Source organism: Kiloniella majae (assembly GCF_002118315.1).
Classification (GTDB): Bacteria; Pseudomonadota; Alphaproteobacteria; order Kiloniellales; family Kiloniellaceae; genus Kiloniella; species Kiloniella majae.
On sequence record NZ_MTSZ01000001.1, the window covers coordinates 666,092 to 690,162 of the forward strand.

Consider the following 24,071-nt stretch of genomic DNA (forward strand, 5'->3'; position numbering starts at 1 on the left):
ACTCATGAATAAAATCTTTAAAATCCTCATGCCTGTGCTTGCCCTTTTGAGCACGACATCAATTTCCGCGGCACAGGAAGCCAGTAGTCTCGATGCCCAGATCAATGCAGGTTTTGCATCGGCAACCGGATGGTTTGTGAACTTTATCTTCGCCCCCTTCCCCGGTACGAGCTTCCCGTGGATTGTCATGTGGCTTGTTATTGCCGCATCAATCTTCAGTCTCTATTTTGTCTTTATTCAGTTTCGTCTCTTTGGCCACGCGATCTCTTTGGTCAAAGGTGATTATTCTGATCCAGATGATGCCGGTGAAGTCAGCCATTTCCAAGCTCTTGCAACAGCCCTGTCGGGCACCGTCGGTCTTGGTAATATTGCGGGCGTCGCCGTTGCTGTCGGCATTGGCGGCCCGGGGGCAACCTTCTGGATGATTCTTGCCGGATTACTTGGCATGGCATCCAAATTCACCGAATGTACCCTCGGTGTAAAATACAGGAACGAGTACGAAGATGGCACCGTTTCCGGTGGCCCCATGTACTATATTTCCAAAGGCTTTACCGAGCGCGGATTACCAGGCGGCAAATTTCTCGCAATCCTGTTTTCCGTTTTCTGTATTCTCGGCGCACTGGGTGGCGGAAATATGTTCCAGGCCAATCAGGCCCACGCACAGATCGCTGGTATTGTCGGCGACTATCCCGGTTGGATCACTGGTTTGATTTTTGCTGGTGTTGTCTTCGCGGTAATTGTTGGCGGTATCAAATCCATTGCCAATGTTACCGAAAAAATCGTGCCCTTTATGGGGATACTCTACGTCGGTGCTGCCCTTGTCATTCTTATCATGAATGCAGATCAGATCGGTTGGGCTTTTGGTCAAATCTTCGAAGGTGCCTTTACCGGACTTGGTATTGCAGGCGGTTTTGTTGGCGCCTTGATTCAGGGCTTTAAACGTGCAGCTTTCTCGAACGAAGCCGGTGTTGGTTCTGCCGCAATTGCACACTCTGCCGTGCGGACGAAAGAACCTGTGACAGAGGGTGTCGTTTCCCTGTTGGAGCCATTCATCGATACGGTTGTGATCTGTACAATGACGGCACTTGTGATCATCATCACTGGTCAGTTGACGATCAACCCTGAAACAGGGAACTACATTGTCGAAGGCGGCAAGATCGTTACAGCAACCGGAGTTTCCGGTGTGGCACTGACGTCTGCTGCATTTGAATCAGCCTTTGACTGGTTCCCTTATGTGTTGGCGGTTGCCGTGGTTCTTTTTGCTTTCTCGACGATGCTGTCCTGGTCTTACTACGGCCTCAAAGCATGGACCTATATGTTTGGTGAAAGTAAAGGTGCAGAGCTAACCTTTAAGATTATTTTCTGTGTCTTCGTCGTGATTGGTGCTGCAGCTAGCCTGGGCCCGGTTATCGACTTCTCTGACGCAGCAATCTTTGCAATGGCCGTGGTGAATATCACTGGTCTTTACTTCTTGATGCCAATCGTAAAACGAGAGCTGAACAGCTATATGGCTCGCCTCAAAAGCGGCGAAATCAAAAAGTTCTCTGACCAAGCAGGTAAAAGCGCTGCTGAATAGGCATCCTGAATAAACAGCTGGCAAGAAATTGCAAGAGCTACGATTACAAACGGGCGGCTATCAGTCGCCCGTTTTCTTATACCTGTTTCCTCTCTCTGGCTTTCCTGCTCTGGCAACATATATCAGTCAAAAGCCAGCTCCCAAACACAAGGGAGTTCAAGGCAACTATTTTCACATTAAGTATGAAATTACTATCTATACGCTCTGCTTTACTCTACTGAACTTTAATAAGAATTTATTCTGCAAAAACTTTCTTAACGGTTGATAACCTGTTAGACTGCTCATGTGAAATATGAAAAGATGAAAACAAATAAACGCAAGATTATTGAGATCGGCTGGCGAGAATATGTCGGCCTGCCGGAATTTCATATTGAACACGTCAAAGCCAAGATTGATTCAGGTGCACGCACGTCCGCGCTTCATGCTGAAGAAATCACCCCCTTTGATCAGGACGGGGTTGGGTTTGTATCTTTTCTCATTCCCTTTATCGGTTGTGAACAAGGCGTCCGCTGTTCTGCGAAGATCGTTGATAAAAGACCTATAAAAAATACGAGTGGTGTCGCAGAAGATCGCTACATCGTGAAGACGATACTCACCTTGGGGCAAGAGCGATGGCCGGTAGAAGTGTCCTTAACCAGCAGGCAATCCATGCGGTTCCCTGTCATTATCGGACGTACCGCAATCAGGGAAAAAGGGTTCTTACTCAACGCGGGTAAATCTTACCTATCAGCACGACCTGGCTACATATCCTCAAAGCCAGATTAACAGATCAATCTGTTTACGAAAATCGAACACGAAGCATAAAATCCATACCATTGAAAATGGAGTAACATCATGAAAATTGCGATGTTGGCACGGAATGCCAACCTCTATACGCACCAGCGCTTGAAAGCAGCCGCTGAAGACCGGGGACACGAACTCGATATCATTAACACCTTACGGTGCTATATGAATATCGCCTCACGTCGTCCCGAAGTTTATTACAATGGCGAAAAGTTAACCGGATATGACGCTGTCATTCCTCGTATCGGTGCTTCCGTAACCTATTACGGTACCGCAGTTTTACGACAGTTCGAGATGATGGGGGTTTTCCCTCTGAATGAATCAGTTGCGATTGGAAGATCCCGGGACAAATTACGCTCCATGCAGCTTTTGGCACGTGATGGCATTGGCCTGCCCGTGACAACTTTTGCTCATGACCCCAAACAAACCGACGAAGTATTGAAGCTCGCAGGCGGCGCCCCCTTGGTTATCAAGCTTTTGGAAGGAACCCAGGGCATCGGTGTTGTCCTCGCTGATAGTGACAGGTCCGCAACCTCCGTCATCGAAGCTTTCCGTGGCGTTAAGGTGAACATTCTGGTTCAGGAATTTATCAAAGAAGCAGGCGGCACCGATATTCGTGCCCTGGTCATTGGCGGCAAAGTGGTTGCTGCGATGAAACGGACAGGTGCCGAGGGCGACTTCAGATCAAACCTCCATCGTGGGGGCAGTGCAAAACCGATCAAGATATCACCGGAAGAACGCTCAACAGCTATTCGCGCCGCAAAGGCAATGGGCCTCAACGTTTGCGGTGTTGATATGCTACGTGCCAACCACGGTCCCGTTGTCATGGAAGTCAATTCATCCCCCGGCCTCGAAGGTGTTGAAAAAGCAACAGGAATTGATATCGCTGGCAAGATCATCGAGTTTCTGGAAAAGAAAGCAAAACCTGGCCAAACGAAAACCAAAGGTAAAGGATAATGCCTGGTCGTCCTCCTTTTCAACTTGGTGAGTACAATATCGAAGCCGGTACACGTCAAACCGTGGACCTGCCGGTCAGTACTCTGTCCGACCACACACCGGTCTCTATGTCTGTACATGTTATCCACGGGAAAAGGCCGGGGCCAACGCTTTTTGTCAGTGCCGCCATCCATGGTGACGAAGTCATCGGGGTCGAAGTCGTCCGGCGGTTGCTTCGAACCAATGGCCTCAACAAGTTGAGGGGTACCCTGCTGGCGATCCCGATCGTCAACTCCTTTGGTTTTATGAACCATTCTCGCTATCTGCCCGACAGACGTGATCTGAACAGGTCTTTCCCCGGCTCCCCCAAGGGATCACTTGCCTCTCGCCTCGCAGATATTTTTATGGAAGAAATTGTCGCCCGATCAGATGTTGGTATTGATCTTCATTCTGCCTCCTTTCATAGAACCAATCTGCCCCAAATCCGTTTGACACCCTCCAAACCCGAAACCATGGCATTGGCCAAGGCTTTTGCAGCCCCGCTAATTCTGACATCAAAAATTCGCCCCAACTCTCTGCGGCAGGCGGCACAGGAAAAAGGGGTCGATATTCTGGTTTATGAAGCCGGCGAAGGATTGCGCTTTGACGAAATGGCTGCACGTGTCGGCACTGCGGGTACTATCAGGGTCATGCGTCATCTGGAAATGCTCCCGGCAAAAAGCTCGGCAAAAGCCAGGGTAAAACCGATCATCTCCTCGTCCAGTTCCTGGGTCCGAGCTCCGGCTGGCGGCCTGCTACGCCTGTTCAAAAGTGCTGGCGAAGATGTCAAAAAAGGTGACGTTCTTGGTATCGTTTCCGACCCCTTCGGCGAAATTGAAACCGACGTTCTGTCAACAGAGGAAGGTTTGATTATTGGCCGGACCAACCTGCCCGTCATCAACGAAGGCGACGGCTTGGTCCACATTGCAAAAATCAATGGAAATGCCGACCCCGCAGCAACCATCGACAGCCTGACATCTCAACTGGAACAGGACCCTCTGTTTGACGAGGATGAAATTATCTGAATTTTCACCCAATTTCGTGACCAGTATAGAGATTTACCAGTGTAAAAAATTTAATCGCCTCCGCAATCCGCGCCGCAACCGTTGCTGCTATCATGCCCGCCACTATTCCCATCGTAATCTGGATTGGTCCACGATGCTTCTTGCATAATTGCCTATGCACCCGTCCCCCCATAGACGCTTAAAGCAGAAGCTCTTATCAAGCACCCTATCTGATCATTTATGCCTGTAAAACACGGCAACCCGTTTCGTCACAGGAAGCTTCTTTTCCCTGTTCTTCGTCAGAAATATGGCCTTTGCTTTGTCCAGCCTTGAATGGCTGTTCCTTTATCAAGGACATAATCTCAGCGCCTAATTGTAGATCAGATATCATCCCAAATTTTTGTCGTCGAAGCTTACCCTGCCGATCAATAAGGATTAAAGTTGGCGTGCCTTGCAACTGATAACGGGCCATTGTCTTTGGGACTGGGCCTTGGTCTGCGGGCATATCGATGCCAACAGGAAATGTAATACGATACTCGTACAAAAAAGCCTTTAGACTTTTTGGCCCCATCGCAGCGTGATGTTCAAAAACAGAATGCAACCCAAGCACGACAAGATCATCCGATGAAAATAGTTGCCGCGCTTTCTGAGCTTGCGGAAGACCATGTTCTACACATCCCGGACAAAGCATCTGAAAGGCTTCGATTAGGACCACCTTTCCGAGGCAACTCTTTAAGCTAATATCTTTATCACTGTTCATCCATTCGGATATCTGTTGTTCTGGAGCTTGTTGAAATTTATTCCTCATTCACACTTACCTCTAATTCTCTGTCACACCAATAATCATTGGCTGCAATTGTTGTCTGATAATGAATAACCACGACTTATAAGACAGCGATCAAATCAATCATAAGTTTCTCGTAATTCTCTCCTGCCTTAGCGTCCCCACCAGAGAAGGGGGATATTTTCTCTGGTGGGGAAGATCCCTAGGCTTCTAACAACCGTCCGGATCTAGATTAATTAGACGTAAGATTGGCCTTCCCTTCCTGCATGATGATACCAGGGAAAGAGAGGTCTCCCGATGCCACATCGTGTGCCTGATTTACGCATAGCAAAGGATTGTGACTGTTCTCTTCTGATACATTAAGTACAGCAGTCATGGCATCAAAGTGAGCGCCTTCGGCACCCTTAACTGGTAAAGTTACCGTTAGCTGATTATCAAAAAGAATGGGGCTTTGTCCCGGCGCATCCAAAGCGATCGGCAAATCAGGCATCGTCGCGGGCACAAGATCTTGTCCTGGCGAGATTTCCCGAACTTTAAAGCCAGCACCACAAGCTGCATCCTTTGCCAGAACTGCCCAGTGAGCATGCCATGTCTTACCATCATTAGCAGGATCACCATCATTATTTTCATCATAAAGCGGCGTATCATCAAAATCAGGATGAGATGTAATAGCTAATGCCAACACGCCAGAATTAGGGGTAAAACCGACACCTGATGGATCGATTTTAGTCGGCCAGACATAAGCAAATACAGATGAACCACGAAATGCACCTGTTACTTCAGGTGTAACTGTTCCAGCCTCACCAGCCAACTCCATCAAAAAAGTCGCCCACCGCCCATCAGTATTGGCAGAAGCCTTAATGATATCAAAAGGAGGAATGATATTTTTGTCCACGGAACTTTTAATATCGTGCGCCATTGCTTGGGTACTGACAAGTGCCCCTGCTCCAACAATAACCCCTGTGACAAAAACAAAAGGCATCAGATAAGCACTATTTTTTTTGAATAAATTAGTCATGTTTGACTATCTCCTTAATAATAGTATCGACTCGAAACATTATTATAGATAACATATCTATTCACACTTGCAAGAACTGTTTTTACTCGATACTATTATTGGATGAATAAGCCACAACAATTTATCAACCTGTTATCCCGACTTTCTCGCTTGGTTAACCATGATGGTCATTCTAAGGGCCTCAAGCCTGCACAATGGGATGCAATACGCTATCTCGCACAGGCTAATCGTTTTTCGCGTAGCCCCGGCGCCCTAACCATCTATCTCGGCGCAACCAAAGGCACGATATCCCAAACTTTGATGACGCTGGAAAAAAAGGGATTTGTGGCCAAAACTCAAGATCTACATGACAAACGTGCAGTGGCTCTCAAACTAACAACAGCAGGTGAAAATCTTGCCAAGGAAGACGCACTGAAACCTTTTCAGAGAATGCTATCGGATCTTCCAGCCAATGAACAAAACGATATCACTCTTGCTTTGGAAAAATTACTCCTCGCCAAACTGAGAAGTGACGGCAACAAACCTTTTGGCATATGCAACACATGTCGGCATTTCAGGAAAAATAATCAATCCGGGTCCCCACATTTTTGCGATCTGCTTAAAGAGCCTTTGTGCGACATTGAGAGTGAAAAAATCTGTGTAGAACAAACCCCGGCTTAATTTGAAATCATACACATATAACAAATCCCCATTGCATCCCGCTTAAAAGAGGCGCAAGCTATAACGAATTTAAAGCTCTGTTAGATTGCAGAGCTTTTGTCTGTTTATACATTTCAGACGAACCACCTTGTTCACACGCCTGTACTGGTTCTTCCTCTTCATCAGATCAGAGCCAGCCTTTGCCAGAATCAACTTTTCACTGACAAAGATCTGACATCGCTCACCTTAACAGGACGTCGTATCACCCTGACCTGTGTCAAACGGGCCAATTATTTCCTCCCTACAAGGGCAGGATAACAGAGGACTTTCGCAGCATGCAGTTCGTACCCGAACGCATATCAACATACTGGTTAGAAGATCTCCTTCCCGAATTTTCGGGGCGATGGAACACAATCCCCGGCAATATCCGCGGGGCTATTCTCGTTCTTTTCGCCACCTTGAGCGGTTCGATTATGGGAGCTTTGATTAAGGTCGTCGGGCAGCGTGTACCCGTTTTTGAAATCCTCTTTATCCGTCAGCTTTTTGCCCTGATCATGATTGCCCCGATCATTATTAAATCAGGTTCCTCTGCCTTTAAAACCAGCGTCTGGAAACTTTATCTTCTCCGCGGCGCCTTTTCCTTCGTCGCCATGAGCGCAGGGTTCACCGCCGTCGTCTATATGCCCCTGGCAGAGGTCACCGCCATTGGCTTTGTTCGCACACTTTTCACCACACTTCTTGCCATTGTCTTCCTGCGCGAAGTGGTGGGTATCCGTCGTTGGTCGGTCACAATTATCGGGTTTATTGGCGTGTTGGTGATCATTCGCCCTGATACCGGGGAATTTAATATCTACGCTGTTTTAGCCGTGATTTCAGCCTTTTTTGTTGCCGCCATTATGATTATTCTGCGCAAGGTTTCACAAATCGACAAGCCATCAACCATCATGGTTTATCAATCCCTTCTCGTTACGCTTTTCATGGCGGGTCCCGCCTGGTGGTATTGGACAGCCCCAACCCTAAGCGAGGTGTTAATCATTATCCTGATTGCCTTGTTGCTCTCTGCCATGCAGTGGTTTTACATTCAGGCCTATCGCGTTGCCGAGGCTGTTACCGTTGCACAGGTAGAATACGTGCGCCTGCTCTTTGCCACCGGTATCGGCATCCTCTTTTTCTCAGAAATCCCGACCCTCTGGACCCTTTTGGGGGCAAGTATAATTGTTGCCTCAACCTTCTATACCGTCCATCGTTCCGCCGTACGCAAAAAAGAGCGAGAGGCTATCGGGGATAGGTAAAAGCCCCCTGGAATTTTGATATCGCAGGCTTCTTGCGACTTCTCACCCCCCACACGACCTTCTTGTCACTTAATCGGTAATACAGAAGAGCAAATAATTATACAATATGTATAATTATTTGTATTATCAGGATAATATCATTTTAAGGACGAGATGAATTATGTCCAACACTGCTAAAGTACGAAAAGTAGGGAATTCACTTTCTGTTACCCTAACAGACGCCCTCAAACGGCATCGCATCCTGCTTGGTCTTCTTACGTATTAACGGCGAGCCGAGTTTATACCGGAAGCCGAGGGTACGATTAGAGTATTGGACTTACTGACAGATAAAATAACAACTGACGATTTTTCTAAATGGCTAAAAAAGTGCAGCATATTGAGAATAAAGAAACAAACCGCCCCAGCCGATCAACATTGATGAATAATCTTCATACAATTACGATCCTGAGTGTCAATATCCGTTTATGGGTGATATCAAATCAATATTTTTGACATGCTCCCACGAAAGAATAACTCGACAAATAACGAACCCGAGTATGAGGCAACGACATGAACGAACATATCCTGATGTCTTATGATTTTGACGGACAAGGTGGTGGCCAGGAAATCGTCGATACAGATGCCATCAGCCAAAAGATAAAAGATGACAAATTTGCCTGGATACATCTCGATCTAAACCATCCCGACACACAAGACTGGTTGGAAAAAGAGATCTCTTATCTCGATCCCTTCATTGTCGATAGTCTTACCGCGGAAGAAACCCGCCCTCGCATCACTGAAATTGGTGATGGCGCACTCGTTATCCTGCGCGGAGTTAATCTTCACGAAGGGGCTGATCCCACAGACATGATTTCCATTCGTCTGTGGATAGACCAACACCGGGTCATCAGTGCCCAAAAGCGCCAACTCAAAGCTGTTTATGATATTGCCAACAAGCTCAAAATTGGCAAAGGCCCTAGAGATGCCGGACACTTCGTGGCTCTTTTGATTTCCCATCTGTCCGAGCGCATGGAATCTGTGCTCATTGACCTGAATGAACAGGTGGATCAACAAGAAGAAGCCGTCATGGAGCAAGCGGATAAATCGCTGCGGGAAACGGTGGCAAACATCCGAAAACAGGTCATCATTCTCCGGCGCTATATTTCTCCACAACGGGACGCCATATCTCAACTAAAGGTGGCAGAGCTTGATTGGCTCAGTAATCAGGATAAACGCCTGATGCAAGAAAGCTTTAACCAGGTTACGCGTTTTGTCGAAGATCTAGATGCTCTGCGTGAGAGAACCCAGGTTATCAAGGACGAACTGGTCAATATCCTGTCAGATAAACTGAATAAAAATATGTATACCATATCGGTCATCGCAGCGATCTTTATGCCACTTGGCTTCCTGACCGGATTACTTGGCATTAATGTTGGGGGCATACCCGGCAGTAGCAGTGACAGTGCTTTTTGGGTATTCTCTGGCTTACTCGTCCTTGTGGTTGCCATCCAGATTTATATCTTCAAAAAATTCAAATGGTTCTAGATATAACAAATCGTTAGTTATCTTAGGCCTGCAGGCAAATAATGTGTGAGTGAAATTCAATTATTGGAGAAATGCAACTGACTGGGCGAAAGCTTTTTTCATTAAGAAAGTAATAAGACACTGGAATTACACTACCATAGATAATATCATACAATAATCATTCACTCCTTATAGAGGCTAAAGCGTGGGTTACGAACTGGATTTTAAAAACCTTGAATGCTGCATTGTCGACGATGAACCCTTTATCCAACGCATAGTTAAATCAATTCTCACATCTTTGGGGGTAAGAGACATCCGCATGGCTGGCGATGGTGCCGCCGGCTACAAGCTACTACAACGAAAACCCGCGGATCTTATTTTCATCGACTGGACCATGAAGCCTATTTCAGGCATCGACCTTGTCAAAAAAATCCGTGCATCCGATCAGAAAGAGATCGCAGAAATTCCCATTATCATGCTAACCGCCCACTCGGAACGTGAATACGTCGAACAAGCTGTCCTGGCCGGAGCAAACGATTATCTGGTAAAGCCGGTATCCCCCAAACTTTTACGTCAACGCATCGAAGGTATATTTAAAACCCGCCTTCCCCTCAGCGAAGAAACCAGAAGGACAAAACCGAACAGGATTGTTCCGCCTTCGTCTAAGAAGGAAGATGATGATTTTCTGGAAATTTCAATTGAAGACGATTAAGAGGAGGCCAAGCCTCCTCTTTTAATACGTACCAAATAGTAAGAAAACGTTGATCCATTACAAGATCAACTACTAGGCCACATCCTCATTCAGCCATGCCGACGGATTTAAGAAATTCGTATTCCGTCATGCGGGGATGGTCACCGGCAAAGTTATAGCCTGCGGGCTTGCTGTCGACGTAAATTTCACTGGTAAGTGAAAAGTCATCATTTTTATCAAAGGCCCCCGCCCATACAACGGTCATGCTGCGATCACGCAGGCGATAAAACAGATGTGTTCCGCAGTTTTGGCAAAATCCTCGCTCAGCCCAATCAGAAGACACGTATGACTTCACATTATCTTCGTTTTCGAATTCCATGCCTTCGACATGAATTCCCATAGTTGGCCCGCCTGACCATTTCCGGCAAGTCCCGCAATGACATACACCATGGTCACCACCAACACCCGTCGCTGTGAATTTCACAGATCCGCACAGGCATCCACCTGTCATCGCCTGGCCATTTCCATTTACTGTATCAGTTTCTGGCATATTTTTATCCCCTCTAGGTTCAGATAGAAGCAATACTTGCGATGGTTTCCCCGGGATGGCTTCCTCGGCTCGCAGGCAATCACTTCAAATGTTATCTATAACATAAAGCAGATCATACATACCCCCTACTGACACCATTATGTCAGTAGGTTTTCTATTTAAAATATTCCCTTCGCGCAGGACTTTAGCTATGGTGCATAACATCAAAACAACCTGTTCCAGACATCATCTAAAAACACCCGACAAGACACAGGGCGAAAACACAGACAGAAATGTTTGGCGCAGCAGCAAGTTTATTGGGGGATCACAGTGACCAAAAGTTCTTTACTACATGCAGGTTTGATTCTTTGCACTCTTACTCTCACCCCCATAGCGGTATCTGAAAGTAATGCAGATGAATATAGCGATGCCGTTATTGCCTATGCGAAAGGTGATTATCAAACAGCGCTGAAGCTTTATGAATCTATTGCTGCAAATAAAGATCCTCTGTCCGCAGCAAAAGCCCAATACAGCATTGGACGCCTCTATTTACACGGACAGGGCGTTGAGAAAAATCTGGAAGAAGCTTTTGGCTGGACCCTAAAAGCCGCCAGAAACGAATATGCCCTTGCTCAGGACACAGTGGGCAATATGTACGCCCGGGGTATTGGCCGTCCAATGGATGGTGAAGAAGCCTATAAATGGTTTTTAAAGGCTGCCGAACAAGGTTATGCAAAGTCCCAATACAAACTTGGCTTTATGTATGCTGACGGCCTCGTTGTGCAGCAGGACCTAACCGCAGCTTATGAATGGTTCAAAAAATCTGCACGTCAAGGTTTTGCCGAAGCCATGTACAGTCTGGCTGTTGCCTATGACAACGGACAAGGCGTCAAATCAGATCCAGCCAAGGCAGCCAGGTGGTACCAAGAAGCCGCTCATAAGAACATTGCTGACGCCCAATATGAACTCAGCGTTCTGTTGCGCAAAGGACGCGGCCTTGAGCAAAATATTGTTGATGCTTATAGCTGGGCTGAAATTGCGGGGCAAAACGGTGCCGATGGCAGTGCAGAACTCAAAGAAGAGTTGGCTAAGAAGATGACGTCAACGCAAATTTCCGATGCAGAAAGCAAAGCTCTTGAATGGATTGCCAGTCACTAGCAACGACCACTCAAATATAAGTGGTATTAAGGACAAGAAAGAGAAGAAGTACGATAATACCCCTGTCCATACCTTCAAATAAACCACACATATAGACAAAATATATGGAATATTTAAGGATTTCAGCCCCGAAAAAGACCGAGTCCACATAAATTCCAAATGTTTATTTCACATGGAATTGTTGTAATAACAACTTTGGATATAATATAACTGGTATTATATTTTTAAAATTACACATATAAATCAATGCAATACATAAAATCACACACCCTCTATAAGTGTAGAGATTTTTTCACGCTTTTTTCACTCCACATATTTCCAAAAAACGTGTTCAATACTCCCACGCAAGCAACTTATCCCGATTTCTGAAGCGCTCGCACTGCGCACCATCTTAATCAGAAATCGGGATTTGCTTATTTCCCGAAGAATAGAGTAATCCAAGCTACTGCCATCTTTTGAGCAGGTTGCCTTAGATATCTTTTATAGCTTCTTTAAAAATTTCATTCCGATTAATTTATAGTCGCACCCGTTTGCGATTAATTCTGCTATTATTAGCTTCTGGTATTATGAATTTAGCACCTTTGCTTTTCATAACTTTCAAGAAATGAGTGACTGAATCGCATAAATATCCCTCATATACGCGATTGAACTTTTTACCGTGAATTGTTTTTCACGGTCTTTTCACTCACACTTTAGGTCGAAATTAGGTTTATATACTCATGCAAGCAACTTCCCCCGAACTGACAAAGCGTTCCTTTTGCACCACGCGATGTCAGTTCGGGGGTCGTATTAAGTTATATACTTAACTTGGTTTTACTCTGCCTGTTATATTTTGGCTTTGCTTGCTGTTTTATTTTGGTCACTTCCTGAGTGACCCATTTCAGTACGATTTATTTCAGTACATAGCCGATATTATTTTATCGGCACACCCTGAACTAGCCTTACCCGGCCGGCAATTTATTTGCCTGCTTTTTGACTCTTGTTGACTTTGTTAGGGGGACAAATTCAGCAAGGGTCATTTTTTTATGTTTTAATCAAAACCTATATTCAGCAGGGCTTTAACCTCAAACGATTTCATAAAAAAGCCTGAGATTTATTTATCTCAGGCTTTTTTAATTCTCTGCTGTAGAAAAAGACTAGGCCGCGGCCATGCGTTTTTGGATTTGGTGCGCATCCTCTTCCAAACCAATTTTCCAATAGGCCGATACATAGGTATCTTCCTTTGGAATTCCGCGTTCTTGGTAAAGGTGCGTGCGCAGTTCTTTCACCACGCCGGACTCACCGGCAACAAAAACGCTTGGGTACCCGGGACGCCACCGCATCTTTCTGATGAAATCACTTTGCTGGTAACTTCTTTGTTTCGGGTTCTCATGGACCAGCCAGTGAATGTCTATACCAACAGGCGCATCTATAATTTGCTGATCATCTTCCGACGTGACCTCAAAAACAGCAGTCCCCACAGCATCTTTTGGCAGCTCTTCCAAGGCCGCAGCCGCAGCCGGGATTGCTGTCATGTCGGCAGCAAGCAAGAACCAGTCAGCATCAAGGTAAGTCATCTTCTTAGGGCCAGGGCCAAAGAGCCCGATATAATCTCCTGGTAAAGCAGCTTGTGCCCAATTACTCGCAGGCCCACCATCGCCATGAATGGCAAAGTCAATATCAAGCTCATTCTCATCGGCTCGATGATGACGTATCGTATAGGTTCGCATTACCGGACGCAGACCATCTACAATCTCTGCAACGAATTCGGCTGGGTCAATATCTCCCTGCGGGATCAAGACCTTCACATGCGCGCCTTCCTGATTTTCAGGAAACCCATGTAGGCCAACTCCACTAAATGTCACGCGTAACATATGTGGCGTAAGCTGTTCCTTACGAACAACAGTTAAAATTCTCGGCGGTTTACGCTTACTCATTTAATCCCCCATTCGGCCTCTATTTGGCCCCTATTCGACAAGGTGAGTATATGACCATCAATTCCATTCATTGATTGCTGGCCAATGTCGAGGCGTTGCGAGCGACCTAAGTGTCATTACCAGCGCGGGTATATCTACAGGGAATATAAGACGTAATTATGACAATGCAATGAGAATGATTCTCAACAAAAGAAAAAGTACCGTAACTTATTAATTTTAAAGTAAATATTTTTTCTCTTACTTCACCAATTTTTTTGAACCATTCAAGACCGTCTAGTTAGAACCTTGCTGATATTTTCTATAATTCAAATAAAAAAATCGCCCTATACGTGTAATACAATATTCAATAAACGCCTGTCTAATACAGGCCTTAAATTACAGGCACTTATACATATACGTCGTCGAATCCAAGCGATCGGGATTGTGCGTGTCCCGGCAAAAACCAGGAATGATCCCCGCCGTCTCATAACCTAACTTATGATAAAGCGGCTCTGCCTTGTCACCCGTTCTTGTATCCAGAGTAACCAAGGTTCTCTGGTATTTTTGCGCCTGCCTTTCCAGTTCGATCATCAAGGATTTTGCGATACCTCGTTTACGAAAAAGCGGTGATACCAAGAGCTTTGAAACATCAGCTCGATGCATTTGATTAGGCATTGTTGCCAAACACAATTGCACAGTACCAACAATCTGCTCTTCAAGCGTATAGACCATAAGAACAGCCTGTTCATTTACAACCAAAGGGCGGACCTTTTCGCGCCAGAAACTTAAGCTATCGTCTTGTGAAAAGGGCATAACAAACCCCACACTGGCCCCATCCTGAACACAGGCAACAAGCAACGAAGCCAAGTCCTCTATGTTTTTGTCAAAACTTTCGATGCCGAAACATCGAATATTCCCCTGTTCGCCCATCACTCAAAACTCACCTAAATATTTTTCTGAACAATTCCCAAGAGAACCTCGCAAAAGGCCTCTCGAGAAAACTCTCTCCACCCTCACAGCACAACAAGCGTATATAAAGCCCCACGGTCTTTATCAGCCCTGAAGCAATTAGCACCCTGCAGCTTGTAGCGTAAACAGTCACCGGGCTGTAACAGGTAGGACTGCGCGTCAATTGTTATTTCCAGCCCCCCTTCCCTCAGCAATAAATGATGCTCCAACCCATCTTTAGGCCAATTGTTTTTAGAAAAGCCCGAATAGGTGATTTCAGTGCCGGGATTTAATCGGCATTCAAGAATTTCACAATTCAGACTTTCAGAGGGTGGTGAAACAGATCGACGCTCAAAGCCTGTTTTTGTGTCGTTCCAGATTGCCTGATTATTCCGGCGAACCAACGGAGAATAATTTTCCTCCACCATGGCCATTAAACGCGACATCGTCATTCCATAGGCCGCACATAACCTCCCTAATACAGCTGTGGTTGGACTGACTTCTCCCTTTTCCATGCGAGAGAGGGTTGCACGGCTAACATCAGTACGCTCAGCAAGTTCATCAAGTGCCCACCCCCGTTCACCACGTAAGATTTTTAAACGCTCAGCAAGACGTTTGTCTTGATTATTATCATTAAATTTTCCCATATAAGAGAAATATTCTCATATTTGATAATTGTCAATATCGTAAAAATTAACGTCATTATGACGGTTTGTGGTTGAGACAGAGCTCATAAAAGTGAGAAGATATGATAGAAAGATATTGATAGAGTTATCCTGATCAAAACCCGAGCGAATACAACATACAAAGAGATCAATGGATTTACGAAAACGAATGACCCCACAATTCAAACTTCGCCTTTCCTTCTACCTCTTTGCGCTATGGGCAATATTTCTTATTACGCCTCAAATATCAGATGCTGGCGATTATGAAGATGGCATTGCTGCTTACCGGGCCGGGGAATATGGCAAAGCCATCGAATTGTTAAGCAATGCAGGAAATCAGGGAAATGCAAAGGCCCAGTATTATCTCAGCGTACTTTATGAAGGTGGATCAGGGATAGACAAAGACATGGAAGCATCTCTGAACTGGCTCAAACGCGCCGCAGAGGGTGGTATGGTCGAGGCTCAGCGCAATCTGGGAGCTTTTTTCCACGATGATATCGACGATCCGGATGACGATATTGATCAGGCGATCTATTGGTATCAACGCGCAGCAAGCCAGGGAGATCTGACGGGGCAATTACGCCTTGGCATTCTGCTGGATAGAGAGAAAGACACCACCTTTGATCATCGCGAAGCCATCCGTTGGTATCTGCTCGCAGCACGACAAGGGGTTGCACAGGCACAGCACAACTTGGGAGTTATGCACAGTCAGGGGCGCGGCACCCCTGTTAATCCGGATAAAGCACTAGACTGGTTCTTTAAGGCAGCAAAACAACGTTACACAAATGCGATGGTCGCCATCGGAGAAACATATCTTGCAGGTAAGGGCGTTCCCCAATCAAATGTCGAGGCCTATAAATGGTTTCAACTCGCCGATATCAATGGTCATGAGACCATCGCCCGGCAAATGAAGGAAATCGCCGCAGACCTGACCAGTGAACAAATCAGACAGGCCGAGCATTCTGCAAATGTATGGCTCACAGAAAACTGAGTACAAGCACTTTAAGACTGAGGCAATTCTTGTTTACCTGGCTCTTTCCTGTTTCTGAACACAGAAGAAAAATCCTGTGATAGGCAACGATTATCCGCCGCGCAATTTCACTTCAAAACCGGTACGGTCGCGCTGAATTTGTTCCAAAACATCCTGCTTGGCGTTTTGTCGATCATCATATTTGCCACTCCAGATTATCAATTCGATTAATATCGGGGCAAGATCGTACCCTTTGGCCGTAAGGTTATAGACAAAACTGCGGCGGTTCTCAGGGTCTCTTTTTTTTTCAACAATTCCATTACTCTCAAGGTGCTTGAGTCGATCAATAAGAATATTTGTCGCGATTCCCTCTTCGGCTTCCAGGAACTCACTATAGGTTCGTTTGTCCCTCAGCATGATTTCGCGGATGACCAGTAAAGTCCAGCGATCCCCGAAGGTATCAAGCCCGAATGCGACGGGACATCCAGAGCTGCGTATCTTGTTTTCTGATTTCATTTTGGCATCATAAAAAAATAACTTGCAAATTACAATACGTCACGATAACAATTTACGTATTGCAATTTGCAAGTTAAATGGAGAACACATTATGCCAATCACACTTACACTCACAGAAAACGTCCTTCCTGCAGGACAGGAAGCAGTTGCCGCCTCAAAAATCACAGAAGCTTTCCTCAAACATCACGGATTGAGTGGGAACACGGTAATGACACCAAATGTAACCACCCATGTTGTCCTTATCGCAAAAGGACACTCCTTTTCTGGTGGCAAGCCAGTTGAAGGTGCTTGGGTTGAAACTAAAACCCCCTCCTTTGCCCTGGCAGATCATGCCGTGCAAGCCGAGTTTTTCGGTGAAGCCACTCAAATCCTCCACGACCTTTCAGGCGGCACTCTCTCCAAAGATCGTATCTGGTCAAACGGTGTTCACACCGTCGATGGTACATGGAATATGTCAGGCAAAGCCCTGACTAACGCTGCCATCGGCGAGGCAATCTCAGCGGGATAAGGACGGATACTGCCCTTAGTCACCAATATAGAGCCGCACCTGGCGGAGCTATTGATGCTCCGTCAGATGCCCAACTTTCAGAGGGAAAAGATGCAGACTAACTCTGGCTTTACACACAATATCGATGCCCTGCCGTCGCGTATTCTTCACACCATGATCCGCGTCAGCGATCTGGAAAGGTCAATTGCCTTCTATCAGGACGCATTGGGCATGATTGAACTGCGCCGTGAAGACTATCCAGAAGGACAATTCACCCTGTCGTTTTTGGGGTACAACCATGAGCCCGAGAGCTCAGTTATCGAACTGACATACAACTACGCCGCCGCTGAATATACACATGGCTCAGGCTTTGGTCACATCGCGATTGCAGTATCCGATATCGATGCCGCGTGTAAGCGTTTGTCAGCGATGGATGTCAAAATCATTCGCCAACCCGGACCAATGGCTTACACCGCGACCAACGGTCAACGAGACGTCATAGCCTTCATTTCAGATCCGGACGGCTACCAGATAGAAATAATATCCACACCAAACGCTGAACGTCATTAACGTAAAAATTTTATCACCTTTCCCAAACACCAAGGAGTACGCCATGCCATTCGTTCGTATCCATCACCCTTCGGGTAACGACCCTCATTACCCCAAAGCCCTCAGTCAGGGCGTTCACCGTGCTTTGGTTGATGCTTTTGGCATTCCAAACGACGATTACTTTCAGGTCGTGACTTCCCATCAGGCAGGCACCGAGTTAATTGGGCCGGCAGAGTTTTTGGGTATCGCCCACTCAGATGATCTGGTGATCATTCAAATCTCCTGTGCTGAAGGCAGAACAACAGAACAGAAAAAAGCACTTTACGAAGCAATCGCAGAGAACGTCAGCAATGACGCCGGCGTTCCAAAAGACGATGTGATTATAAATTTGGTTGAGACAAAACGTGAAAACTGGTCGTTTGGTAATGGTCAGGCACCCTTTGCCTAACGTGAGCCTGCAAAAAATCTAATGGTAGTCGAAACCCGATCATCATTTAAGTATTAAAAAGATAGTCAGGGGTGCGCATTCCCCTGACAAACCGCTATATCAACCATCACAGACACTCAACAACTGAGGTAAAAACGACCCGGTATAAAACGCGGATAATTGCCATCAGGATCGTGCGCGATCAGCCTTGATTTTCTTTTTCCAGTTTTCCAACGTCACGATAAAACTATCATGGGACAAAAACAGATCCCCTGTATATTGCTCATGCAAGGGCTCCAACCGTACCCCGGTTCCATCAATGCAAATCAGGTTCGCATTTGCGGAACCTTCCCATTGATAGCCTGTGTCTTGCAGCGCTGCTTTTGCTTTTTCAATCAAAACATCAGCCCACTGCAAATCAAACTGTACATCAGTACGTAAAAATTCTTCTATGCGGTTTTCTTGCGTCACGACCAGCCTCAATCTTTAATTTTGCCCAACTTTTGCGCCATAAGTTTTTTCATTACAAAATCCCAATGAAAGAAGGCAGAGTTTACCCGCCTTCTCATCATTTATCATCTCTGAAACAAATCAAGATGAATTAAACCCAGAAAATTAGGGCACGATCGGGAAGGCTGTGTTAATGCGCCCATCACCCAAATAATACACCTGAATTGGAAAATCAGCCCCCTGTATTGTTCGGCAAGTCGGGCCGGAATCATCACCGTTTGACGCATTCGCAATGGCAGTCAAAACATCGTTATAACTGCAATGATCCGGAAACATCGTTGAAATTGCTTTCACAGCCGTCACACCATTATCGGTAATATCAAAACCAGTCAGGTTATAAAGACCCGTAGGAACCTCCTCACCATCGACAACAACCATGTACTGGGTAAGGCCAGCGGTTGAGGTATCAACGGTCGCCGGATTATCTCCACCAGGACGCGAGTGAAAACCCTTGGCCTTTTTCTTCTTCACTTCGCCACAGAAAATATGCTTCCTGTTAACTTCAACAGTTTGAACCGGATCAGTTCCCGGCACATTAACTGTAACCCAGTGATCCTGCGCTCCATCACAGGCAACCTGCGCCGATGCAATACCAGCATGGGCAATCATAGCACCAATAATAAGTCCCAGAGCACAAAGTCCCTGAAAAACAATCTTAGACATGGCTTTTAGGTTCATAATCTTCCCTCGTTTTCGGCACGCACCAGTCTCACAGAAAAGAAACGGAAGGGTTCGGGGAGACATTACCGCCTCTCCTGCAAGACCAGCACGTATTCATTAAAGAGTACAGGTAATTTCGTCACGAATTACCCAATAAATCACTTCAGAATTTACTTCTGAAATAGCGAGCCAGAGCTTGTTACTGGTGGAAAACGCCACTTTTCCCGTCATAGGTCATGGCAATCTCATTGACACCACCACCAAACTTGGCAACTGCCTTATTACCCGTGATATCAGTGACAATTGTCGAGCTTTGGAAATGCCCTTCTAACCAGATATAAACATCCGTGTAAGGCGTAATCTGAATAGACTGCGTGGCCAAAACAGAGCTCGCGGAAATTGGCTTGCGGTTTTGAATTTCCTGATTGACCTGCGCGGTTTGAGACAATCCAAAAGTCAGGGCAGGGTATTTCCCGTAAGACATATTATTAACCGCAGAGAAGGTATCCGTTGGCACATCAGGATTCTTAACTGCCGTGCCAAAAGTTGCATTATCACTAAAGGGATAAACAGATCCGGAAAGAGCCGGTCCGGGTTGTACTTCGGACAGCTTGGTAATCTTTGTCCCGCTTTTGGTGACAGAGGCCGTACTGGCGTAGAGCCAATATTCTTCTGACCATTGGATTGTATTACTTTCAAAGGCATCAAATGCCAGCCAGATTACATCAGCCTTGGCATTTCCAACAGGTTTTGCCAAGGCAATCTTTTGCTGAGCGCCATTGATAATGTCCAGATCTCCGGGGGCAACATTAAGTGTTAATGTGAAATCCATTATTATCTCCAAACTAAATTGAACAGCGAGCGACATTGCTCGTAAAAAGGAATAGCAACGAATCAAACACACCTATAACGGGAATCATTCCCCTTAAGCTATCGGAAAATATGAGATAAGACGAATTCATCGGACACATGCACAGGGATACCGATATGGAACGTCATATTTTCAAAGGCATACCAATTTATGATGAAGATGTATTTCAAACACTGGAAGATCTATTCAATGAAAACAGGGGTCAAGTGCTTGCAGCCCTTCCCTGGCTTGTTTCAGAATTAATAGAATCATTGAGCTTTAAAGAAGCCATGACCTTTATCTACATAAATGGCGGGCGCAAGCTTTACATCAGCAAGGATTGGCATGATTTGGCACAAAAGTTCGGGTTTCCAATATCTGAACATCTGTATAACCAAATTATGATTTTATCCGACAGCAGTGGATATCTCGAAATTCCATCGCCATGGGGTGTTTCAGAACGCATTAGAAAAGCCCTTGTCGTTTCCGCTTATAACAAGGGAAGATCACGGGAAGAAATCAGAGAAACATTTGGCATTTCAAGCAGATCTTTGACAAACCTGTTTCGCAATAGCGCCCGTACAACAAAGAATCTGGCCCTGTAACATTTGACACACGACCCCGGACACAAAACTAAAGGCACTCCTTACCTTTTGTTTTGTCCAATATTATCAGTGCGCATTTTAAAAACTTTGCCACCTCGGATAACGGTACGGTCTTGTCCACGCCGGGATGTAACAGACAGCCTCTGTCGCCAGTTTGCAACGGTTTGGGGTGATGTACCAACTTGTCGGGCAATTTCCCGATCTGACCAGTTTGTTCGTTCCGGGTCCGTTAAGTACGCCGTTATGGCTTCTCGTTTTTGCGCATTTGTCAGACGGGGTTCATCCCCCGCCTCGCGCAACAAACGTGTCTCAAGCGCATCGACCCGTGCCTGTAAGGCCGCGATCTCATCGTCACGACTTTCAATCAAGTCTTGCGCCCAGCTTCCCCACTGCTCCATTTGGACCACACTTTGGCGTAAACTTTCCTGGAGCACAGCAAACTGTTCCTTTGACCTTGCCAAGCGTTCTCTTTTTTTATCACTTATTTTTTTGGGCCTTGAGCCGCCATCGTTGTCTTTAGAAGCCATAATTTTAATCTATGCGCCTTGTTCAAGCCTCAGCGCGCAGGCCCATTGCCCGCTCTAGCGCATTTAACTTCGTCATATCCAAATTAGCGCTATTCACCTTTGTAGAGTTCGTACTCTTTAGTCCATCAGCCGGAAGAGCTTCATCATTACCTGCCTCGACAACAGCTGCCATAACCTGATGCCTGTCTTCCAGACGCGCCCAACGATATTCCTTTCCGATGGATCTATCCTCTCCGCCAACAAGGTTAAAAGCCGCCTGCTCTGGCCGGTCCGGATGCTCATTTACGATGTCGACGATTTCCTTCGTGATGTCATCAGTATTTGTTTTCCGGCGGGCGACCCCAACAGGATTGGCGATTGGGACAGTCTTCTTCTGTACATTTTTCTGGACCGCTTTCTCGGCTTGACCTGACGTTACGCCTGCGTTCTTTTTCATACGCTGACGCAAAGCCGCTTTTGGCCCAACGCCGGTTTCCTTTTCAAAAGCCTGATACTGGCCTAATTGCCGCCTCAGTTTCTCGACCTCTTCTTTTCGGTTCAGGGCCTCTTCCATCTGCACGGCATGAGCTTTTCGCAAGCCAATCAACTCCCCTTCCTGAGCATGACGTTTTGCCTGCTCACTCTGGATCATTGCGGATTTCTCCTCTACGGACTGACGTAATGCTGCGACTTGCAGCTCATGCCGCGCAAGGGACCATCGTAAAGATTCAAGTTCTTGCTCCAGCCTTTGCACCTGGGTTGTATCAACCACCTGTACAGGTTCTTGAGCTAATCCTTGAGAACTGGAGATCCCCACCTTTAGCTCTCTAAAGCTAATATCTGCACCCGCGAGCATATGTTTGGCACGCCCCAAAGCGGCAATAGCCTCTCCTTCGACGGCTGAATCCAGCAAAGCCAAAACCTTCTCAAACCGATGCAAATCCAGTTGCGATCTCTTCACGATGTCCCCCTGCAGAGCGTTTTAACACTCATCTGTCTAATTTATTAGATGATACTATTTATTATTAAAATATTAATCAACTACAAAATTAGGCAGATGATAAAAAATATAACAAGATCAACCACAAGACCAGATAAACCGCAGAAACCTTAAGTCGTGTGAGGTTGATAAGTTTTAAATAGCTAAAGGCTCTAAGGAGTGAACAAGGCGATCGACTGTCGGAAACAGCACAGACAACTATCCATTCATATCAATTTGGACAGTTGATTTTCTGGGAAGCGAACCGCCTACAATTTATAAAAAGGATGGCAAAAGAAAAGGAATAAAGATTATTCCTTGGTTAACCACAAATAAGACAGAAACAGGATAAGGGAATAACGGATTGAAAGAGGCAAAAAGATCCCGGCAACAAAAAACCTGCCGGATATATGCCACCTATTCTACAGGAACAAGAAGCGTCCGCTCCTCTTCTGGCACAGGCTCTTCATAACAATCCACGTTGGCGAGTGAGCGATAGCAATAGGTCGTTGGCGTTGGTTCAGAAACCACAACAACCTCTTCTTTTTGAAAAGCATTCTGGGAACAACCATTCAGCACAAGAACTATCGCCAATATCAAAGCTGATTGAAAAAATCCTGTCATGACCTGCTCCCTTGCTCTTTTAAAAATATAGAGTTACCCGAATACCCATACAAGAACTGCGCCAGTTCCCCCTGCCTCACTTAGCTAAAAGCAAAAACAATAAAGCTAAGCGCAAATCACTTTTACTCCCCAAGGCTAACCTCTTGGTTAAAAACAATAAAGCAAACCTATAAAGAACTTATTAACCCCTTAATGAGATCATAGCCCTATGGTCGTAAAAGACAGACCTTTTTCGTGCCTGTTGGTTCAATCATTTAGCCTATGACATAAATGACGCCAACCATCTGTCACGTTAACAGGTTGATCCTTAGCTTGGGCTTACTTCGGGGGTTTACTTCGGGACGCGCTAATTTAGCCATTTCTCTGGACGAGGTTGTAATGATCGACGAAAATGATGAAGATGAATTTGAGCACATAGAAAGCTCGCTTGATGACCTAAGTCATGCAGAGTTTCTTATGATTTATCAGGAAGCTGGCGAAAATCTTTTGTTTGCCAAACGCCAACAATGGCAATCGATTGCCTATTTAAGCCTGGCCTATGTTGCAATCTACTTCCTCGCTAAGGCAAATGCCTATGATGCAAAATTCCTTAATTACCTTATTGCTTGCTCCTTAGTTTTAACAGTATTTGCAATTGCGACAGAAATCTTTCTGCAATTCTGGCAGATAAACGAAAAACGGATTATTCGTGAAGTATCCAAACACCTATCAACATCGACACAACGGGTTCGCGCCCTCAAATCGCGTGGAGAGTCCAATGCCCATCGCTATACAATGCTCTTCATGCTGATGGCCTATATTCTTATGGCCCAAATTGCCCTCTTACGTGTGTTGTGGAATATGGCAAACTGATCGCTCTCTCCTATTCTATTTCACAACACTCGCAGGCCCGCCCGATAATAACTTGTGGCGGGCCTTTTTCTTCCAG

The 24,071-nt window shown here is 45.8% G+C and carries 28 protein-coding genes; 15 read left to right on the top strand and 13 right to left on the bottom strand.

The annotated features are described in order from the left end of the window. Positions 1-4 precede the first annotated feature (4 nt). From BKB51_RS03235 to BKB51_RS03250, 4 genes are all read left to right on the top strand, one after another. The gene (locus BKB51_RS03235) at positions 5-1,576 is read left to right on the top strand and encodes an alanine/glycine:cation symporter family protein (protein WP_085899649.1); all 1,572 of its coding nucleotides are present in this window, start codon (positions 5-7) and stop codon (positions 1,574-1,576) included. Between the two features lie 300 nt (positions 1,577-1,876). Continuing rightward, on the top strand, positions 1,877-2,341 hold the full coding sequence (locus BKB51_RS03240) for an ATP-dependent zinc protease family protein (protein WP_085899650.1): 465 nt from the start codon (positions 1,877-1,879) through the stop codon (positions 2,339-2,341). A gap of 69 nt (positions 2,342-2,410) precedes the next feature. Beyond that, the gene (rimK, locus tag BKB51_RS03245) at positions 2,411-3,316 is read left to right on the top strand and encodes a 30S ribosomal protein S6--L-glutamate ligase (protein ID WP_085899651.1); all 906 of its coding nucleotides are present in this window, start codon (positions 2,411-2,413) and stop codon (positions 3,314-3,316) included. Continuing rightward, positions 3,316-4,359, top strand: coding sequence for a succinylglutamate desuccinylase/aspartoacylase family protein (locus BKB51_RS03250; protein ID WP_085899652.1), 1,044 nt, complete (start codon positions 3,316-3,318; stop codon positions 4,357-4,359). The genes rimK and BKB51_RS03250 overlap by 1 nt, the downstream gene beginning before the upstream one ends. 217 nt (positions 4,360-4,576) lie before the next feature. On the opposite strand, the gene BKB51_RS03255 is transcribed toward BKB51_RS03250, so the two are convergent. Next, positions 4,577-5,146, bottom strand: a complete 570-nt coding sequence (locus BKB51_RS03255) for a redoxin domain-containing protein (RefSeq protein ID WP_085899653.1) — start codon at positions 5,144-5,146, stop codon at positions 4,577-4,579. 208 nt (positions 5,147-5,354) lie between these two features. After that, positions 5,355-6,140, bottom strand: a complete 786-nt coding sequence (locus BKB51_RS03260; protein ID WP_218043940.1) for a hypothetical protein — start codon at positions 6,138-6,140, stop codon at positions 5,355-5,357. 102 nt (positions 6,141-6,242) lie between these two features. On the opposite strand from BKB51_RS03260, the gene BKB51_RS03265 reads away from it, so the two are divergent. From BKB51_RS03265 to BKB51_RS03280, 4 genes are all read left to right on the top strand, one after another. After that, the gene (locus tag BKB51_RS03265; RefSeq protein WP_085899654.1) at positions 6,243-6,800 is read left to right on the top strand and encodes a MarR family winged helix-turn-helix transcriptional regulator; all 558 of its coding nucleotides are present in this window, start codon (positions 6,243-6,245) and stop codon (positions 6,798-6,800) included. A gap of 314 nt (positions 6,801-7,114) precedes the next feature. Beyond that, positions 7,115-8,071: a DMT family transporter gene (locus tag BKB51_RS03270; RefSeq protein ID WP_085899655.1), complete on the top strand. Its 957-nt coding sequence runs from the start codon at positions 7,115-7,117 to the stop codon at positions 8,069-8,071. A 549-nt stretch (positions 8,072-8,620) separates the two neighbouring features. After that, positions 8,621-9,595 (top strand): zinc transporter ZntB, encoded by a 975-nt coding sequence (locus tag BKB51_RS03275; protein ID WP_085899656.1) that lies wholly within the window; start codon positions 8,621-8,623, stop codon positions 9,593-9,595. Positions 9,596-9,779: 184 nt separating this feature from the next. Beyond that, a complete protein-coding gene (locus BKB51_RS03280) occupies positions 9,780-10,286 on the top strand; it encodes a response regulator (protein ID WP_085899657.1) in 507 nt (168 codons plus the stop codon). 85 nt (positions 10,287-10,371) lie between these two features. Here the strand turns inward: BKB51_RS03280 and BKB51_RS03285 are convergent, their stop codons facing one another. Further along, positions 10,372-10,815 carry a GFA family protein gene (locus tag BKB51_RS03285; protein WP_085899658.1) on the bottom strand — a complete coding sequence of 148 codons (444 nt, stop codon included), beginning with the start codon at positions 10,813-10,815 and terminating at the stop codon, positions 10,372-10,374. Positions 10,816-11,124: 309 nt separating this feature from the next. Between BKB51_RS03285 and BKB51_RS03290 the strand changes: the two genes are divergently transcribed. Next, positions 11,125-11,952: a tetratricopeptide repeat protein gene (locus BKB51_RS03290; protein ID WP_125911770.1), complete on the top strand. Its 828-nt coding sequence runs from the start codon at positions 11,125-11,127 to the stop codon at positions 11,950-11,952. A gap of 1,136 nt (positions 11,953-13,088) precedes the next feature. Here the strand turns inward: BKB51_RS03290 and BKB51_RS03295 are convergent. The 3 genes from BKB51_RS03295 to BKB51_RS03305 all read right to left on the bottom strand — a co-directional run bounded on the left by BKB51_RS03295 (position 13,089) and on the right by BKB51_RS03305 (position 15,442). Then, positions 13,089-13,868, bottom strand: a complete 780-nt coding sequence (locus tag BKB51_RS03295) for a siderophore-interacting protein (protein ID WP_085899660.1) — start codon at positions 13,866-13,868, stop codon at positions 13,089-13,091. A gap of 375 nt (positions 13,869-14,243) precedes the next feature. Then, complete coding sequence (locus tag BKB51_RS03300) at positions 14,244-14,777, bottom strand: GNAT family N-acetyltransferase (protein ID WP_085899661.1); 534 nt, start codon at positions 14,775-14,777, stop codon at positions 14,244-14,246. Positions 14,778-14,860: 83 nt separating this feature from the next. Next, positions 14,861-15,442: a helix-turn-helix domain-containing protein gene (locus BKB51_RS03305; protein ID WP_085899662.1), complete on the bottom strand. Its 582-nt coding sequence runs from the start codon at positions 15,440-15,442 to the stop codon at positions 14,861-14,863. Positions 15,443-15,611: 169 nt separating this feature from the next. On the opposite strand from BKB51_RS03305, the gene BKB51_RS03310 reads away from it, so the two are divergent. Continuing rightward, entirely contained in the window at positions 15,612-16,451 is an 840-nt protein-coding gene (locus tag BKB51_RS03310; RefSeq protein ID WP_085899663.1) for a tetratricopeptide repeat protein, read from the top strand. A 90-nt stretch (positions 16,452-16,541) separates the two neighbouring features. Here BKB51_RS03310 and BKB51_RS03315 read toward each other — a convergent pair whose 3' ends face one another. Beyond that, positions 16,542-16,946 (bottom strand): winged helix-turn-helix transcriptional regulator, encoded by a 405-nt coding sequence (locus BKB51_RS03315; protein WP_085899664.1) that lies wholly within the window; start codon positions 16,944-16,946, stop codon positions 16,542-16,544. Positions 16,947-17,037: 91 nt separating this feature from the next. On the opposite strand from BKB51_RS03315, the gene BKB51_RS03320 reads away from it, so the two are divergent. From BKB51_RS03320 to BKB51_RS03330, 3 genes are read left to right on the top strand one after another with little or no spacing between them, the layout of a single operon-like run. Then, positions 17,038-17,454: a 4-oxalocrotonate tautomerase gene (locus tag BKB51_RS03320; protein ID WP_085899665.1), complete on the top strand. Its 417-nt coding sequence runs from the start codon at positions 17,038-17,040 to the stop codon at positions 17,452-17,454. Positions 17,455-17,508: 54 nt separating this feature from the next. Beyond that, positions 17,509-18,003 carry a lactoylglutathione lyase gene (gene gloA, locus BKB51_RS03325; RefSeq protein WP_338066523.1) on the top strand — a complete coding sequence of 165 codons (495 nt, stop codon included), beginning with the start codon at positions 17,509-17,511 and terminating at the stop codon, positions 18,001-18,003. Positions 18,004-18,046: 43 nt separating this feature from the next. Next, a complete protein-coding gene (locus tag BKB51_RS03330; RefSeq protein WP_085899667.1) occupies positions 18,047-18,430 on the top strand; it encodes a tautomerase family protein in 384 nt (127 codons plus the stop codon). A gap of 165 nt (positions 18,431-18,595) precedes the next feature. Here BKB51_RS03330 and BKB51_RS03335 read toward each other — a convergent pair whose 3' ends face one another. The 3 genes from BKB51_RS03335 to BKB51_RS03345 all read right to left on the bottom strand — a co-directional run bounded on the left by BKB51_RS03335 (position 18,596) and on the right by BKB51_RS03345 (position 20,411). Continuing rightward, positions 18,596-18,880, bottom strand: coding sequence for a hypothetical protein (locus BKB51_RS03335; RefSeq protein ID WP_085899668.1), 285 nt, complete (start codon positions 18,878-18,880; stop codon positions 18,596-18,598). Between the two features lie 144 nt (positions 18,881-19,024). Further along, entirely contained in the window at positions 19,025-19,663 is a 639-nt protein-coding gene (locus BKB51_RS03340) for an EndoU domain-containing protein (RefSeq protein ID WP_085899669.1), read from the bottom strand. 115 nt (positions 19,664-19,778) lie between these two features. Further along, complete coding sequence (locus tag BKB51_RS03345) at positions 19,779-20,411, bottom strand: hypothetical protein (RefSeq protein ID WP_085899670.1); 633 nt, start codon at positions 20,409-20,411, stop codon at positions 19,779-19,781. A 155-nt stretch (positions 20,412-20,566) separates the two neighbouring features. Between BKB51_RS03345 and BKB51_RS03350 the strand changes: the two genes are divergently transcribed. Further along, a complete protein-coding gene (locus tag BKB51_RS03350; RefSeq protein ID WP_085899671.1) occupies positions 20,567-21,034 on the top strand; it encodes a hypothetical protein in 468 nt (155 codons plus the stop codon). A gap of 41 nt (positions 21,035-21,075) precedes the next feature. Here BKB51_RS03350 and BKB51_RS03355 read toward each other — a convergent pair whose 3' ends face one another. The 3 genes from BKB51_RS03355 to BKB51_RS03365 form a co-directional block, all read right to left on the bottom strand. Continuing rightward, a complete protein-coding gene (locus tag BKB51_RS03355; protein ID WP_085899672.1) occupies positions 21,076-21,561 on the bottom strand; it encodes a helix-turn-helix domain-containing protein in 486 nt (161 codons plus the stop codon). A 22-nt stretch (positions 21,562-21,583) separates the two neighbouring features. Next, complete coding sequence (locus tag BKB51_RS03360) at positions 21,584-22,501, bottom strand: hypothetical protein (protein ID WP_085899673.1); 918 nt, start codon at positions 22,499-22,501, stop codon at positions 21,584-21,586. A gap of 435 nt (positions 22,502-22,936) precedes the next feature. Then, a complete protein-coding gene (locus BKB51_RS03365) occupies positions 22,937-23,143 on the bottom strand; it encodes a hypothetical protein (RefSeq protein WP_085899674.1) in 207 nt (68 codons plus the stop codon). Positions 23,144-23,521: 378 nt separating this feature from the next. Here BKB51_RS03365 and BKB51_RS03370 point away from each other — a divergent pair, with 378 nt between their 5' ends. After that, complete coding sequence (locus BKB51_RS03370) at positions 23,522-23,995, top strand: hypothetical protein (protein WP_085899675.1); 474 nt, start codon at positions 23,522-23,524, stop codon at positions 23,993-23,995. Positions 23,996-24,071: the final 76 nt, after the last annotated feature.